Below are 15422 nucleotides of genomic sequence, written 5' to 3' on the forward strand. Positions count from 1 at the left end.
GCTGCCCTGCAGGACTGGTCAGCCGAGCCATTGCGCAATGTCGGCCAGATCGAGCACCGTGAGCCGGTTGCCGAGGTAGCGGTACACCGCGCCCGTGTCGATGTTGATCACATTGCCATGCCGGCGGATCTCGCGATGCGGGGTATGCCCGACGATCACGGCACGGATCCCCTCGATGCGTTCGGGTACGTGAGCGCCCGTCCAGCGGCTGCGATCCCACAGCACGGTCTCGCGTACCGCGCTGGATCGATGCGCCTGCTGGGTACGCGTCACGTCCGGCCACTGCGCGCCGGGCACTTCGGCGTGCACGATGCCGATCAGGCCGTGCAGGGTTTCGACCTCGATCGCGTAGGGCAGCGCGGAGAAGTAGCTCACGATTTCGCGGGCCCTCACCGCGCTGTCTTCGGCGCAATACAGCTCAACGAACCACTCGCCGCCGTTGTACACCAGTTCGCTTGTGCGGCCATCGGCAAAGGCCCACTCCGCGAGCGCCTGGTCGGGATGGTTGCCCATGGCCTGAATGTGCACCGGGTCGATGTCTTCACGCAGCGCCCATTCGAGGATGCCCTGCTCATGGTTGCCACGCACCGCCCTGATGTCGTGATGCCGAACGGCATCGAGTACGGCGGGAGACTCCGCGCCACGATCAATCAGGTCTCCTACACTAAAGAGGCGATCGCGTGCAAGATCGAACCCGCGAGCGGCGAGCTCGGCGTCAAGCATTGAAAAGCAGCCGTGAACGTCACCCACCACGAAGTCCCGGCCATGGGTATTGAGCGCGTACCGCTGGACAGGCTCACGAAGGTCCGTATCGGGCACGTGCAGTCTTCTGCGCGCCGGTTTCGCAGGCCCGGTATCGGGCTGGGAACATGCGATGCCGGCGCCGCCTCACGCGGGCTGCGGGCGAGCGCAGGCATGCCGCCTGGCACGGGCCGAGCCTCCAGCCCGAAGCGGCTCACGATGCGGTTAAGCGATTCGATCGAGGCGTCGCCACCCCGTTCCAGATCCTGAATGGTCCGCACGCTCACGCCCCGATGCGCAGCAAACGCGGCCTGTGTCATGCCGACATCCCGCGCATCGGCCTCGCGGCATCCTGCAGCGTGAGTTCGCCCAGGTCGAGCCGTTCATAGAAGGCCCGGCGCAGTGCGTTGGTTTCCTCGCGGGAGCGTTCACGATGGTTGCAGCTCATACGGGGAAACTATAAAGGATACCTTTGCCCTACTCCGCATCAGGCACTGTGGCCGTCGGCTTCAGCCGCAATGGGAAATAAGGTTGTCTCTCTCAAACAGGCAAGGTCCGCAGGGGCCGCGTCAGGCCGAAGGCAAGGCCGGGGAGCGGTGGGCATACCCCGGCACCGCGACAGCGGCTATCCACACCCGTGTGGTGTGGATAGCGGGGTTGTCCACGGCGGGCGGGAATAGCAGCAGGCCTTTGCGGACCATTCTTTTCGACGGCTCCTATTCGACGTCGTGCAGACCGTTTGGGACGCTGAAGTCTCACGGGAGACTTCACTACGAAACATTGCGAATTAAACGGCAATATTGCGCAACGATACGGAACATTGAGATTCGATAGAAAATATTACTCATAATTTAAAGTTACCGACAAGCAATCGAATCAACGATATTCTTTTTAATACAGGATGGCCCTTGTCACACACATGCTGCCGCATGTGGAGTCAAGGGACGCCGGCCCGTTCGGCGCTGCGCTTCTCACAATCTGGCTCATCCCATCCTGCCGGGGGCTTAGCGTGCCCCGGGTTGCTCCGTGCCGATGCTTTCCTGATTTCCATGAACATCTGTCGCATGTCCAACTGGAGAAAAAATGCCATTTCAGAAATCAGCTGTGGAGCCGCTGGATGCGGTTATCAATGTTCGTCTGACTGTGTCCGAGAAAGTCAGGCTGCAGGAAGATGCCGACTTTGCGGGAATCAGTATGTCGGCGCTGGTGCGACGACGTTATTTTGGCCGGCCAATTATTGCCAACGCGGACGTCGTGACGATCAAGGAGTTGCGTCGGCTTGGAGGTCAGCTGAAACACATTCATAACGAGAGCGGTGGTGCTCACAGTCAGGCAACAGCAGGAGCGCTCCGCGCCGTGACGGCCTACATCGAGAGATTGAGCTGTGATCGGCAAAAAGGTTAAGAATCCGCGGAAATCTGCCTCCAAAGCCACCCGTATCTACACGCTTGTCGCCTATGTGCGCTGCCCGGAGACCAAAGGTGGAAGCGAAAAATGTAGCTACGCTGGTGCACGCGGGTTCCTGACGGATGCTCCTGAGAGCCAGACAGCTGAGATGCTGGCGTTGTCGCAGGAGGCCGTGCGGAGCGCGGACACCATCAGCCACTATGTGCTGAGCTGGCAGGAAGGCGAACATCCCAGCCCGGAGCAGGTGGAGGAGGCCGTCGGCCTTTTCATGGACAAACTTGGGCTGAAGGGCCATCAGGTCATCTACGCGCTTCATACCGACACCGACAATATCCACCTGCATCTGGTGGTCAACCGGGTGCACCCGGACCATCTGAAGGTCATAAAACCCAATCGCGGGTTTGACATTGAGGCCGTGCATGAGGCGGTCGCCATCATTGAAAATCGACAGGGCTGGCGCCGTGAGCACAACGGGCGGTATCAGGTGCTTGCCGAAGGGGTCCGGCGGACACGCCCAGACTCGGACCGGCGACAACAACCAGACCAACTGAGTTGCGGCATGGAGCATCGAACCGGCGAAAAGTCGGCCGAGCGCATTGCGATCGAGGAGGCGGCGCCCATTATCCGTCGCGCGACCGGCTGGCAGGATCTGCACCAGCAGTTGGCCGATTTGGGCATGAGATACGAGAAAACCGGAAGCGGCGCTACCCTCTTCGTCGGTGACATCGGGGTGAAGGCCAGCCGCGCTGACCGTAGTGCGAGTCTCATCCAATTGCAAAAGCGGCTCGGTGCCTACGAGCCCTCCTCCGAACTTCAGCAGATCGCCGCGCGAGTACCACTGCCGGTCACGGCGGACGAGCCGGGTTGGGAGCGCTACATCGCGGACCGGAAAGCCCATCATGCTGCCAGGGTGGCCGCCATGGCTCTGCAGAAACAGCGTCAGGACGCCGAGCGTATGCAATTGGCCGGGCGTCAGAAAGTGCGGAGGGAAGCGACTCTGAAGGGAGACTGGAAAGGCTGGGGCGCGCTTCGAAACGCCGCGCAAAGCATGCTTGCCGCTGAACAGGCGGCGGAGAAAGCTGCCCTGAAGGAGCGTCACAAACGGGAGCGTCAGCGATTACGTGATCAGTATCGACCTTTTCCGGATCTGGCCGTATGGCAAACGCAGTACGGTCTTAGAGATTCCGTGAACCAACGATGGCAGTCCGCAGGCAAGATACCGCGGATTGAGGGCGACGAGTCCGAGTCGCCGACGCCGCGCGACATTCGTGCCTATGTGCCGGAAGTGCACGGTCAGCAGGTGCACTACATCCGGATTGGCACGGGCGAACTGGCTGGACGCGCTGCGTTTGTGGACAAGGGGCGAGAGATCGACATCCACGATTGGCGTGACTACGATAGCCTGCTTGCCGCCTTGCAGTTGGCCGCTCAGAAGTGGGGCAGCTTTCGGGTGATCGGCAATGACGAATACAAAACCATGTGCGTCAGGCTGGCCGCGGAGCATGGTTTCCGCGTCAGCAATCCAGAACTCGCGGAGCGTATTCGGCAGGAGCGACTGTGGATACGCCGGGAGCGGGTGCTGGAAACGACATCGGTTCAACTCCAGCAGGTCGAGGCTGATGGGCCCGGGACGGGGTGATGCGAACTGATTGGGGCCCGGTGCGCTCCGTCATTTGCGACCGTCGTGCTCCTAGGTGCCGATGTCGGTCGGTTACAGGCAACCCCCAGCTTGCCGACACCACCTATTCCATCATCTATAAAAGGTTGGACTAGATCAAACAGGCAGCGTCAGATCGGCTGACTCAGTTCGGTCGATTGTGTTGAAAAACTCATCGAGCAAGTGTTCAGTCCGGTTTTGAGGGGTCCTCTTACCACTAACCGATGCTCACGAGCGGTTTGTGAGGCGATCTGAGAGGCCCGATTTTTCGCGAGCCGGTCCTGCTCCGCAGAGAACAGAGTTTTTCAACACAATTGGCCATCATGGGACAATTGACCAGCGATATTGAAGGACCGGAGTCCGGCACACAGCCGACGTCGAATAGTGGGGTGTCAAGACAGTCGCGCCAGAGTCGAAGGTCCGTTCATAGCCTGAGAGCGCGTGGCTGCGCGAATCTCCCATCAGTCCAGGTGAACGTAGCCTCTAGCTACAGATTTTTTCCCCGTATGCGAAACAATTGGGACAAGCAATGCGCAATTACGGTGCTGACCTTGTGGTCATGCCGTCGCCCGCGTTCGTCGAGCAATTGCGAGATCGACCGAAGTGCATCGTCCAAGCAAGCGTCAAACTTTGTAATGTCCGCCCGGTGATATTCGCTGCGGGCCATTTCGAAAGCTTTCACTGCTTCCTCAAGGCGGGTCGTGCCACTCTCGCGCTCGCCCAGTCTCGAAAGTGCGTGGCCGAGGTTGCTCTGCGTCGTCGCCCAGTCCAGCGGGACGCGCTCGCGCGTGCGTTCGCTGAGCGCCGCGCGGAACGCCGACACCGCTTCTTCCAGCCGGGCCGTGCCGCTCTCGCGCTCGCCCAGCATCGTGAGCGCACCGCCGAGGTTGCTCTGCGTCGTCGCCCAGTCCAGTGGGACGCGCTCGCGCGTGCGTTCGCCGAGCGCCGCGCGGAACGCCGCCACCGCTTCTTCCAGCCGGGCCGTGCTGCTCTCGCGCTCGCCCAGGCGCAAGAGCGCGCTGCCGAGACTGTCCTGCGTCGTCGCCCAGTTGAGCGGGACGCGCTCGCGCGTGCGTTCGCCGAGCGCCGCGCGGAACGCCGCCACCGCTTCTTCCAGCCGGGCCGTTCCGCTCTCGCGCTCGCCGAGGCGCAAGAGCGCACCGCCGAGGTTGCTCTGCGTCGCCGCCCAGTCCAGCGGGACGCGCTCCCGCGTGCGTTCGCCGAGCGCCGCGCGATACGCCGCCACCGCTTCTTCCAGCCGGGCCGTGCCGCTCTCGCGCTGGCCCAGTGTGGTGAGCGAGAGCGCGAGGTTGCTCTGCGTCGCCGCCCAGTCCAGCGGGACGCGCTCCCGCGTGCGTTCGCCGAGTGCCGCGCGGTACGCCGCCACCGCTTCTTCCAGCCGGACCGTGCCGCTCTCGCGCTGGCCCAGGCGCAAGAGCGCACCGCCGAGGTTGTTCTGCGTCGTCGCCCAGTCCAGCGGGACGCGCTCGCGCGTGCGTTCGCCGAGTGCCGCGCGGTACGCCGCCACCGCTTCTTCCAGCCGGGCCGTGCTGCTCTCGCGCTCGCCCAGGCGCAAGAGCGCGCTGCCGAGACTGTCCTGCGTCATCGCCCAGTCCAGCGGGACGCGCTCGCGCGTATGTTCGCCGAGCGCCGCGCGGAACGCCGCCACCGCTTCTTCCAGCCGGGCCGTGCTGCTCTCGCGCTCGCCCAGGCGCAAGAGCGCGCTGCCGAGACTGCCCTGCGTCATCGCCCAGTCCAGCGGGACGCGCTCGCGCGTGCGTTCGCCGAGCGCCGCACGATGCGCCGCCACCGCTTCTTCCAGCCGGAACGTGCCGCTCTCGCGCTCGCCCAGGCGCAAGAGCGCACCGCCGAGGTTGTTCTGCGCCCTCGCCCATTCCAGCGGAACGCGCTCGCGCGTATGTTCGCCCAGCGCCGCGCGGTACGCCGCCACCGCTTCTTCCAGCCGGGCCGTGCCGCTCTCGCGCTGGCCCAGTGTGGTGAGCGAGAGCGCGAGGTTGTTCTGCGTCATCGCCCACTCCAGCGGAACGCGCTCGCGCGTGCGTTCGCCCAGCGCCGCGCGGAACGCCGCCACCGCTTCTTCCAGCCTGGCCGTGCCGCTCTCGCGCTGGCCCAGGCGCAAGAGCGCACCGCCGAGGTTGTTCTGCGCTCTCGCCCATTCCAGCGGAACGCGTACGTGCGTGTGTTCACACAGCGCCGCGCGGTACGCCGCAACCGCTTCTTTCAGCCGGGACGTGCCGCTCTCGCGCTGGCCCAGCATCGAGAGCGCACCGCCGAGGTTGTTCTGCGTCATCGCCCAGTCCAGCGGGACGCGCTCGCGCGTGCGTTCTCCGAGCGCCGCGCGGTACGCCGCCACCGCTTCTTCCAGCCGGGCCGTGCCGCTCTCGCGCTCGCCCAGGCGCACGAGCGCAGTGCCGAGGTTGTTCTGCGTCGTCGCCCAGTCCAGCGGGACGCGCTCGCGCGTGCGTTCGCCGAGCGCCGCACGGTATGCCACCACCGCTTCTTCAAGCAGGGCCGTACCGCTCTCACGCTCGCCCAAGCGCGAAAGCGAGTTGCCGAGGCTGTCCTGCGTCATCGCCCAGTTAAGCGGGACGCGCTCGCGCGACGCGTCGGCGAGCGCGCGGCGGCAGCTCGCAATCGCGGCGACAAGTGCATCGTTGCGCCCGGCACGACGGCCGAAGTTGCATAGTGCTGTTGCGGCGTCCAACGCGTATGACCAGCGCGGCTCGGGATCATCAAGGGGCGCAAGCACGCGCAAGCCCTCCTCGAACTGCGCTTGAGCGTCGGCGACGTTGCGTTGCCCCAAGGCGGCCCGGCCAAGTAGGGCACAGGTTTCGGCCTCTGACTTTAGTCCGGAGAACCACTCATCCTGGGCTTCTTTCGCCCTGCTACGCTTCTGCTCGGTGACCGCGCTCTTTCGCGCACGAATGTCGTTGAGGACGCGTGTCGCATCGTCGAACGCACCTGCATCCAGAGCAGCCACCGCCCGCCGTCGGAGTTCCGCGGTCTCCCCATCGTCACAGTTGTCACTGCCGGTCAGCGCCTGATGCATGGCGCAATACTGCGTCGCGATGGCGATCAGCGTATCTGACCAGCGCTCCGGCGGGACATCGCCGTGCCCGGCGATGCGCAGCGTCACGCGCACCGCCTCGCGGGTCAACCCCAGTTGTTCGGCTAATTCCTTAAGTTGCGGCGTATATTGCTGGACAAGGCCATCGCGTTCCGCCTCGATGAGCCGAGCGACCTGTGCCGCGCTGAATCCGAAAACAGAAAGATTCTCGCCTTGGAGCACGTACGAACTGTCGCCAACGTCGCCGATCCGGTATTGCCGCAGCTCAGAGGGCATGGCGCTATTTCACAAACGATTCTATGGCCGCCTTGGTGGCCGCCTCGGACACCGTGCCGATGGTCTTCTGCGCCGCCTCGCTTTTGAGGATGTCGCCGAGCGCATTGCCAACCCAGGACGCGGTGCTGCCGAACCACGACCTGGCGTCGATCAGCGCGCGACGGAGCACGCTGGGTGATTCCTTAGCCTTGGCAAGGCCTTCCGCAACCGCAGCCGTCTTGTCCTTGGCAAGCGCGCGCGTGTCCTCATCGAGCGACGTGTCCGTGTCGATCCGCTCTAGCAGTGAGGCGAATTGCCGGGTGAGCGTCTCGCCTTCCGGCAGGCGAGCGACTCCCTCCACCCAGGAGATGTTCTCGCCCTGCGCGACGCGGGCGCCGGCGCCAACATCGCCCATCTGATAGCTGCGTTTCGGTGCCGGGTTCGGCTCGTCAGGCATGAGTACCTCCGTCGACGCGTGGGGCAGGGACACCCCGTCAATGCGATCATCTGGCCGCTTTTCATTGTAGCGCTGCTCAATTGCACTGGCAGTCTTATTGGCTTTTTGTCATCCTCGTTGTGCGAGTCGCAATCGACTGGTCCGCACTGTTGATATAACGCCTGTGGATCGTCCTTCGTGAGCATGATCGGGCGGCGTGAGGCGGAACGGCCGCTTTGTAGCTGGGTGATGACGTTTATAGAAGCCAACTGAGGGTCGGGAACGGGTCGCGTGCTGCCGCTCACAGCCAGGAATGCCGTCCGGTCGCGCATGCCAATCGCATCCGGCGGCACTCGTTTAGGGTTATTCGACGCCTGCCGACACGCGCGGAGGCATTCACATTCCTGCGGCCAATGGTAGGCATCGAATAATCCTTAACGATTTCGGACATGATGTCGCCGGATTCGTCCGCACCGAACGCATTGAAATCGGACTGGATTTGTACGTTCCCACGACGGACAAGGCCGAAAGATTGCGCTCTCCGAAGCGGAACCGCACAGGTTCGCTTACACCACCACCCGGAAGGCACTCCCCGGAACATCGATTTTCCGCATTGCAGCAGCAACTTGATTTGCCATGTCGTTGCATGCCTGTCGCGATAAGATCGTACTGACCATCAACAGCGGGAGAGACCATGACCGACCGGACCCTCGAACAATTCGACCAAGCGATGCGCGGCATTTACGACGCGGCCCTAAAGCTGAAGCCACCATACCGCGCAGCCTACTTCCTGCGGATGGTGAACGAACACGGCGGGAAGGAAACGGCTAATCGGCTGCTCGCGACGAACAAGCCGTCAGAGGGTTTCACTGAGCTTTTTCTCCGAGGCCGAGAGAATCTCCGCCTGAGCGTTGAATATCTCGTTCTTCAGACGCCATGGCGCGATCTGTTCACGGAGGAACAGCTTGCGGTTGCGAGGAAGCGGCTGATCTCGGTGGAATGCCCGCTACCTCAGTCTGACGAAGACGAACGGTAAGTCGAGCGCTACCACGAGTGCGCCATCATTCCGCGAACAATGAAGATAAAATCAATGAGTAATCCACGCGCATGGTCCCTACTCGCCGTTGATGGCGCCCGACAATACGGGGGCAACTCCGGCTACCAAGACGATCCGTCGCAGGTGTATCGATACGACAGCTTCGTCGCAAACCATCAGCAAGTCGCAAAAAAAGACGTGATCGTCATTCGGTCATCGTCGGGGGTGCTTGGCGTTGCGCAGATCACCGACATTGAACTGGGAAAGGGTGAGAAGGAGCGGCAGCGTTGTCCAATCTGTGCCGTCAGCGACATCAAGCGCCGGACGACAATCGAACCGCCGTGGATCTGCCGGAACCGGCACGAATTCGTGGAACCGGCGCGTGAAAAAGTGACAGTCGAAACATTCGCTGCGCATTACGGTGAGACGTTCCGGCCCGCACCATCCGGTCTGACGCTGGACCGGTTGGCTGCCGCGGTAGTTCGACCCAACGACCAGATGTCGATCAAAGAAATCGACTTGGCACGGATAGAACCGTGGCTACGAGATGATCCCGATTGCAACGCGTTGGTGAAAAAGTTCGTCACCGGCATCGACATTGATACCGTGGGCAATGCTGCGGACGATGATCCACCGCACTCGGTCATCGAAGCGCGGAGACGGGTACTTCGGGAAGTGAATCAGAGACGCGGACAGGTGAAGTTTCGAAATCGGCTTATTGCCCGATACGGCGCCGCCTGTCAGATAAGCCGTTGCGCTTTCCCGGGGCTGGTAGAAGCCGCTCACATTCGGCCGTATGCCGAGACGAATGACAACGGAGCGCACAACGGACTGCTACTGAGAAGTGACCTGCACACCCTGTTCGATCTCGACCTACTGGCTATCGATCCCTCGAACCTGACCGTCAAGTTGCATGCCGACGTGCTAGCAGCGGGCTACGAGGAATTTGACGGCAAGCCCCTTTTCCTAAATGGCACATCTGGTCCCGATCTGGCCGCACTGTCCGACCGATGGGAGGATTTTCAGTTGTCGCAACCTGCCGAAGACGCGGCTAGCCAGTCTGGCTCGGTAGCGACGCCCATCTCTGATTGAGTAGTTTGCATGATCCGGTTCGGTTAGGGCCGGAAGATTACGCTTTCGGAACCGAAACCACACAGGGCAGATTCGATGACACCATGCCCGGTTCGAACCGACAGACAGAAAATTGTGCATGGCGTCAGCCCGGTAGTGTCGGGCGTCCAAACGATTCCCGGCGACTCAACGAAAAACTGACCGACCCTCTGGGCTATCCTAATGGGATAACGTCGTCATCAAGGGGAGCAAAATGGCGTTCGCTGATGTGAATAACCGCGCTGCTGTGCTAGAGGCGGTACGGGAGTACGACCGTATTGGTCGAGACGAATTCCTCAAGAAATATGGCTTTGGCAAGGCCACAGGCTACTTTCTCGTCGTCGATGGCAAGCGATACGACTCCAAGGCCATCATCGGAAGGGCTCACGGCTATCAATTCCCCGACCTCGGGCCGTTGACTCCGCAGGAATTTTCCGGTGGAGAGAAGACCGTTGAGAGAAAGCTTGAAGCGATGGGGTTTCGAATTGAAAGACTAAGCAGCGAGAAGCACAACGAGACAATAAGTGTCGAAGTGCACGATGCACAAGACGAGGCGCAAGCAGAAGGTGCATTCGATCCGCACAGTGTCGAGGATGCGCGAAGGAAGACCTTGGCGGCTATCGTTCGACGACAAGGCCAGCCAGCATTCAGAAGCAATCTGCTGCGAGCATATGGCAATCGTTGTGCGATCAGCGGCTGTGATGTGCCGGAAGTCTTGGAGGCGGCGCACATTGTTCCCTACAAAGGACCAGAAACCAACCATGTCAGCAACGGCCTTCTACTACGCACAGACTTGCACACTCTCTTCGATCTGGGACTGTTGGCTATCGAACCGAGCGCCGAAATTGTGGTGGTCGCGGAAGCATTGCGCTCGACCGAATATGATGCACTGCATGGAAAGAAGCTGCGCCTTCCTTCCGATCTCAAGAACCGCCCCAGCAAAGATGCATTGACGCTTCATTACAAGAAAAGCGAGTTGACACGATAGCGGAACTTCCGCATGGTGGCTATCGTAGCGCGACGCCATTGACCACCGACCACCACGCCGCCGACAGCAACAGTGTATTCGTCGGTACCGCCACCACTGCCGACCGGGCACTCCGTCGACTCATCGTCGGACCGGTTACCGCCCAGAAGCGGACATTTCCTCGCATCGCCTAATCCAGAGAACTTTCAAGCTTCCATGAGACTCCTGGTGCACCGACGCCTCGTTGCTCCTGCACCTTCTCCACCATGGCTTTCCTGTGTCCAGCGCCAAGCAGAAGCACTCCATGAGAGAGCGCGCCGCGGATGCAATAGCCATTGATGTTCTCTAGCATTCCCGTCTCGCGACGGTCATTTGTCTCGCTCCATAGAGCGTAGATCTGTCGCAATCCGTCGTCGCCGATCCATTCGACGGTTGCACGCACCTCATCGTAGATGGCTGCCCATGCTTGGGCGCAGCGATCGCTGTTGAGGTATGGAAAACCGTGATCTCGCGTGTCGAGGCTGTTCTGGTCCATCAGACGGCGATATTCAGGGCTCGTCCTTTCGACCTTTTTGAACATCTCCTCAGATTTGCTGAAGAACTCATCGCCTGGTTTGTTCAAGTCCACCGGCACAACGTTGACTGAACGGCGCGTGCGATAGAGGGCAACGGCAGCGGACTCGAGATTGCCGTGAGAGCCGTCGAGATAGTCAGCAAGATTGGCAGTGGGAATTTCAGCAAAGATGACGTCCGGCTGAAGGCGTTCAAGGATCGTCAGCAATTCTGCTACGTTGGCGCGTCCACTTTCGGCGTGGACAGTTCCCATCAGCGATATAGGCATCAGATTTAAGCTCCAGAGGCAGACCTAGTAGTGCTTGAATTCGTTATGCCGGGAACGGACTATCTATGTTGGGTCGAGATGCGCCCGCCGTTGAACATTGCCCAAGGTGACCAAGCACGCGAAGCCCACGCAATCCGCAACGAATATCCGGCCATCCAACGGCTGGCTTTCCTCAACCTAACAGCGCTTCGTGGTCGCCGTTAGCGCGCCGGGCGCAAGACAACCTTGAAGCTCGAAGGCGCCTTGCCGTCGGTGTCGACCGGCATCGGATCCGAGCGCTGGACCGCGCGCAACGCAGCGTCGTCCCACGACGAGTTGCCACTGCTGCGCGAAATCGTCGCCGAAAGCAGCGTGCCGGTCGGCGAGCATCGCACCGCGATCTCCGTTTCAAGGCCCGACATCTCGCCGGACCAAGTGATGTTCGGGCGCACGCGTCGGCGCACCTTGTCCAAATAGCCTGACCCAGCAGCATTGACCGCCGCCGCTGCTGGACGAGGCGCAGCCTTACCCTCCACGCTCTGAAGTGCGGCCGTCTCCGCGCGCGGCTCGTCGTCGCCGAACTCCCCCAGCACCTTGATTTCCTTGCCTTCTGGGCTCACCAGTACGTATGGATTCCATGATCCATGGCCTTCCATATATCGGTGCTGTCGCGTCACTAGGTAGCCCGCATATTTGCCGTGCTTCACAACCGCGAAGCCATTGCCGTTCGTTACATACCGCTCGCGACCGCCCTGGACCGGAACGGCATGGATAGCCTCGGATGTTGCCCACGCAGCGGTGTTGAAGTAGACCATCGAGCCGTCGGGCGAAAACGCCAACGAGTTGATGCCAGAAAGTTCGTCCTCCGGCTTAGACGCGTGCGCCGCGGAAACGATCCTCGTCACCGCATGATCCGAGAGGCGCATCACATACACGTCGCGCAGCGGTCCGCTCCCCGCATCCGCCGAGTTCTCCTGCTCACCCAGGCGAAGTCGCGTGAAGACGATCAGATTTCCATCCGGGGAGATCACCGGATTCCCGTCGGCACCCGTCTCCGTGAGCGTTTCGGTTGCGCCTGAGGCGTTCTGGTAGACAAGGTTTCCGTACTGCACGACGACGGATTGTGCGTGCGTGCCTACGGCAGCAATCGCCAGCAACGCGCCGACCACGAGTGCTTTCAAGTTGAAGGGTTTTATCATTATGGCCCTCGCCTTGTTCAGGAATGCTCCAAATATTGTATGTAGCTCGTCGACCCTGCCTACTAGCCGTTGGCTATGATGACCGAACGCACGAGAACGCGCGTCATAGTGTGGGGGCGGGAACTGCACGCGGAGGACCCGGCGATGCCAGCAACACCGGGATGCGTGAATGACTGGATTCATCATGTGCTATGCGCGCCGCATGCACTTCGCCCGCTAGTGGATTCCGTGCGCTCTGCCACCTGATCGCACGGAATGACCCTAAGCTGGCCGCCTCCATCGTGGCCGAACAGCGCCAACGCGTGGTCGGGCACACCGCGGCAGGGATGCTGATCGCGGAACTCGCGAATGGTGTCGAATGGCGCTACGCATTTGCAAACGGCGTTGCCGGCGAAACGCGCTAACTGCTGAAGTGGGTCGAACTGTGCCGGTCATTCGATGAGTACAAGCAGAGGCACCCGAGCCGTAGACCTGGTGAGAGCGCCGGCCGCCCGCAGAGCGGACGATCCGGCTCGCCCAACGGCGACCGAATCTCTATAAATATCTAACTTCTCTTTGGTAGCTACATTGGAGCTGTATGCCCCGGGTTCGGCGGCTCGATCTAGCTCAATCTGAGCCATATCAAATCGCCATATAGCTCAGCAGGAGCTGTGTATTATCTAGCTCCCTTGGAGCTGTGAACAAATTCGACCAGAGCTGCAGATGCTTGACTACCCTGCTCCGTGGTGCTGAGCATAATGTGGCCTCCAGCCACAATGTTGTTGTTACCAATAACCACCTGTAGCTGCTCGATCTTCACGAACGTACCGGCCCCCTGGAAACTCTCTGCCTCCACGAGTCGCTTGACTTCACGGATTGCGGCCTCAGCGATAGTCGGGATGTATGGCCACGTCGCGGTAGCAACGACACCATCCGCCCCCCGCAATGACACACGCTCAACGACCACGTATCGCCGGTAACGGCCGACATTCCTGACTTTGAGCAAACCCAGTTCAACCAGCTTGGTGAGCGCTCTTTTTCCTTGCGCAAGCGACATGCCGGATAAGTCAGCCAGTTTCTCTTGGCTCAGGCTGCACTCACCGGTTTTCCCATTGGCGTAAGCTTTCACCACAACATAGATTGCTGCGGCGTACGGCTTCATTTCTTTCCATGTGCCATTTGCGACTAGCTCGCGCATGATTCGCAGCCACCACAGATCAGCCTCAACCTTGGAATCCCCAGCGATTCCATCGGGAACCAGCGACGCCAGATTTGTGCTCATACTGATGTCTCCGGGACCATCAGGCTTGAACACGAGGGCGGCCAATGCGGCGACGCTCCGCTCCTCCGGCCTCATCAGCGGACGTGGCCACTGGCATGTTCTGCCCGGCACGCGAAGCCTGCACAGCCAGCCAGTCGCGGACGTCGCTGACAAACCAGCACGCCCGCCGCAGATTCGGAAATGCTCTCTTTGGCAGCAGCCCCCTGTACGCCAGCTGAGAGATGGACCCCGGGGTCGTACAAAGCAACTGCGCAAGCTCGGTCCTACTGATTACGGCGTTCCCCGGCATTTTTCCAAACTGCACCCTAAAGTCCATTTCCGGCGGTTTCATGCAAACCTCCAATCATTGAGATTGATTTGCAGTGAATTTAGAATTAGGGAAATGCACGCGCTAGGGGACAGTTTGGTAAACGATCGTGAGCAAGCCCTCCGCACCGAGCTGGTGCGCTTTACAGCAATGTTGCTGCGCGAGGCCAGAGCAAGAACCGGATGGACTCACAAGAGGCTGCACAGCGAGCTCGTATCGCAAGGCAGTGGTTTGTGCTTCTCTTCCGATGCATATAAGAAGTACCTGCGTGCACCGGACCACCCTCAGTCCCGTGGAATGCTCGCGGAACGAATCCAGGCCTTAGAAAACAGGGTTGCAGACATTGTCGGGCGACCACGTGAGACAGTCGTTATCTGGAATTTCTCCGAGCTTGCCGACGCTGATACAGATCCGTTATGGGTAGGCGCGCCTCCGCGGGATTTTCAGCCCTTCGGCGAACCAGGCAAGGTGAAGATGCGCGGAATCAGGTCAAATCACATAGAGCTTTACTACCCCCAACTCGAGAGCACCTATCTGCGCGACCTGATCTCGCATGCCGAAATGTGGCCCTCGCTGGTTCGGGCTGGTCAACTCAGCTCTGCCAAAGGGTTCGACATTGATGCGCAAAGGAATTGGCTATTGACTTGGCAACGACGCATTCAGGACGAGCGCAAAAGAACTTCTCCCGAGGGCTGGCAGCGAAGTCGCGAAAGGCTTTCGGAGGACTTTCGAGCAATCTGTGATGCCCCGGCCGGTACCCTGCCGATCATTCCGACGGTTTGGCCCGAAGATCTGATCGAACAGTTGAATACTCTCCAGCAACTGCTGGGATCCAAGGGACGCTATTCCTCTGCCGGAATTTTGCCGGAATCGGGGAGTGAGATCTTATGATGCCCAGTGATCGCCAGTCATAAAATCTCTTGTAAATTCAAGTGATTAGCGATAACGTACAAGCTGCTTGGTTTGGCTTTTAATCCGTTGGTCACAGGTTCGAATCCCGTACGGCCTACCAAAGAATCAAACGAAAAGCCCAGTCTCCGGACTGGGCTTTTTGCTTTGCAGCGCATGGCAATTCGCAGGCAACTGGCCTTGAGAGCCTCAGCGCGCGGCCACCGGCCCAGCATGTATACTCCCCCCT

General features: G+C 60.6%; 13 protein-coding genes. 6 read left to right on the top strand and 7 right to left on the bottom strand.

Features of this window, described 5'->3' with window-relative positions:
- Positions 1-18: 18 nt before the first annotated feature.
- The gene (locus U5A65_RS20865) at positions 19-723 is read right to left on the bottom strand and encodes a metallophosphoesterase (RefSeq protein ID WP_321947195.1); all 705 of its coding nucleotides are present in this window, start codon (positions 721-723) and stop codon (positions 19-21) included.
- Positions 660-1061, bottom strand: coding sequence for a hypothetical protein (locus U5A65_RS40970; RefSeq protein WP_415765285.1), 402 nt, complete (start codon positions 1059-1061; stop codon positions 660-662). The genes U5A65_RS20865 and U5A65_RS40970 overlap by 64 nt, the downstream gene beginning before the upstream one ends.
- Positions 1062-1824: 763 nt before the next feature.
- On the opposite strand from U5A65_RS40970, the gene U5A65_RS20870 reads away from it, so the two are divergent.
- Positions 1825-2145: a plasmid mobilization protein gene (locus U5A65_RS20870; protein ID WP_321947197.1), complete on the top strand. Its 321-nt coding sequence runs from the start codon at positions 1825-1827 to the stop codon at positions 2143-2145.
- Positions 2126-3787 (top strand): TraI/MobA(P) family conjugative relaxase, encoded by a 1662-nt coding sequence (gene traI, locus U5A65_RS20875; RefSeq protein WP_321947199.1) that lies wholly within the window; start codon positions 2126-2128, stop codon positions 3785-3787. Before U5A65_RS20870 ends, traI begins: the two co-directional genes overlap by 20 nt.
- 505 nt (positions 3788-4292) lie before the next feature.
- On the opposite strand, the gene U5A65_RS20880 is transcribed toward traI, so the two are convergent.
- Positions 4293-7169 (bottom strand): tetratricopeptide repeat protein, encoded by a 2877-nt coding sequence (locus U5A65_RS20880; RefSeq protein ID WP_321947201.1) that lies wholly within the window; start codon positions 7167-7169, stop codon positions 4293-4295.
- Positions 7170-7173: 4 nt separating this feature from the next.
- Entirely contained in the window at positions 7174-7605 is a 432-nt protein-coding gene (locus tag U5A65_RS20885; protein ID WP_321947203.1) for a hypothetical protein, read from the bottom strand.
- A gap of 673 nt (positions 7606-8278) precedes the next feature.
- On the opposite strand from U5A65_RS20885, the gene U5A65_RS20890 reads away from it, so the two are divergent.
- From U5A65_RS20890 to U5A65_RS20900, 3 genes are all read left to right on the top strand, one after another.
- Complete coding sequence (locus tag U5A65_RS20890) at positions 8279-8620, top strand: hypothetical protein (RefSeq protein ID WP_028227244.1); 342 nt, start codon at positions 8279-8281, stop codon at positions 8618-8620.
- Positions 8621-8674: 54 nt separating this feature from the next.
- On the top strand, positions 8675-9712 hold the full coding sequence (locus tag U5A65_RS20895; RefSeq protein ID WP_321947209.1) for an HNH endonuclease signature motif containing protein: 1038 nt from the start codon (positions 8675-8677) through the stop codon (positions 9710-9712).
- Positions 9713-9944: 232 nt separating this feature from the next.
- The gene (locus U5A65_RS20900) at positions 9945-10718 is read left to right on the top strand and encodes an HNH endonuclease (RefSeq protein ID WP_321947211.1); all 774 of its coding nucleotides are present in this window, start codon (positions 9945-9947) and stop codon (positions 10716-10718) included.
- A 169-nt stretch (positions 10719-10887) separates the two neighbouring features.
- Here U5A65_RS20900 and U5A65_RS20905 read toward each other — a convergent pair whose 3' ends face one another.
- The 3 genes from U5A65_RS20905 to U5A65_RS20915 form a co-directional block, all read right to left on the bottom strand.
- The gene (locus U5A65_RS20905) at positions 10888-11538 is read right to left on the bottom strand and encodes a hypothetical protein (RefSeq protein WP_321947212.1); all 651 of its coding nucleotides are present in this window, start codon (positions 11536-11538) and stop codon (positions 10888-10890) included.
- Between the two features lie 200 nt (positions 11539-11738).
- Complete coding sequence (locus U5A65_RS20910) at positions 11739-12716, bottom strand: TonB C-terminal domain-containing protein (protein ID WP_321947214.1); 978 nt, start codon at positions 12714-12716, stop codon at positions 11739-11741.
- 655 nt (positions 12717-13371) lie between these two features.
- Positions 13372-13977: a helix-turn-helix domain-containing protein gene (locus tag U5A65_RS20915; protein ID WP_321947216.1), complete on the bottom strand. Its 606-nt coding sequence runs from the start codon at positions 13975-13977 to the stop codon at positions 13372-13374.
- A gap of 403 nt (positions 13978-14380) precedes the next feature.
- Here U5A65_RS20915 and U5A65_RS20920 point away from each other — a divergent pair, with 403 nt between their 5' ends.
- A complete protein-coding gene (locus tag U5A65_RS20920; RefSeq protein ID WP_321947218.1) occupies positions 14381-15175 on the top strand; it encodes a hypothetical protein in 795 nt (264 codons plus the stop codon).
- Positions 15176-15422: the final 247 nt, after the last annotated feature.

The sequence above is a fragment of the Paraburkholderia sp. J10-1 genome (genome assembly GCF_905220165.1).
Lineage (GTDB): Bacteria > Pseudomonadota > Gammaproteobacteria > Burkholderiales > Burkholderiaceae > Paraburkholderia.

Bases quoted from the DNA above. Each gene is read 5' to 3' on its own strand.
- U5A65_RS20865 (WP_321947195.1), bottom strand. From the start codon at position 723: ATGCTTGACGCCGAGCTCGCCGCTCGCGGGTTCGATCTTGCACGCGAT.
- U5A65_RS40970 (WP_415765285.1), bottom strand. From the start codon at position 1,061: ATGACACAGGCCGCGTTTGCTGCGCATCGGGGCGTGAGCGTGCGGACC.
- U5A65_RS20870 (WP_321947197.1), top strand. From the start codon at position 1,825: ATGCCATTTCAGAAATCAGCTGTGGAGCCGCTGGATGCGGTTATCAAT.
- U5A65_RS20880 (WP_321947201.1), bottom strand. From the start codon at position 7,169: ATGCCCTCTGAGCTGCGGCAATACCGGATCGGCGACGTTGGCGACAGT.
- U5A65_RS20885 (WP_321947203.1), bottom strand. From the start codon at position 7,605: ATGCCTGACGAGCCGAACCCGGCACCGAAACGCAGCTATCAGATGGGC.
- U5A65_RS20890 (WP_028227244.1), top strand. From the start codon at position 8,279: ATGACCGACCGGACCCTCGAACAATTCGACCAAGCGATGCGCGGCATT.
- U5A65_RS20895 (WP_321947209.1), top strand. From the start codon at position 8,675: ATGAGTAATCCACGCGCATGGTCCCTACTCGCCGTTGATGGCGCCCGA.
- U5A65_RS20900 (WP_321947211.1), top strand. From the start codon at position 9,945: ATGGCGTTCGCTGATGTGAATAACCGCGCTGCTGTGCTAGAGGCGGTA.
- U5A65_RS20905 (WP_321947212.1), bottom strand. From the start codon at position 11,538: ATGCCTATATCGCTGATGGGAACTGTCCACGCCGAAAGTGGACGCGCC.
- U5A65_RS20910 (WP_321947214.1), bottom strand. From the start codon at position 12,716: ATGATAAAACCCTTCAACTTGAAAGCACTCGTGGTCGGCGCGTTGCTG.
- U5A65_RS20915 (WP_321947216.1), bottom strand. From the start codon at position 13,977: ATGAGCACAAATCTGGCGTCGCTGGTTCCCGATGGAATCGCTGGGGAT.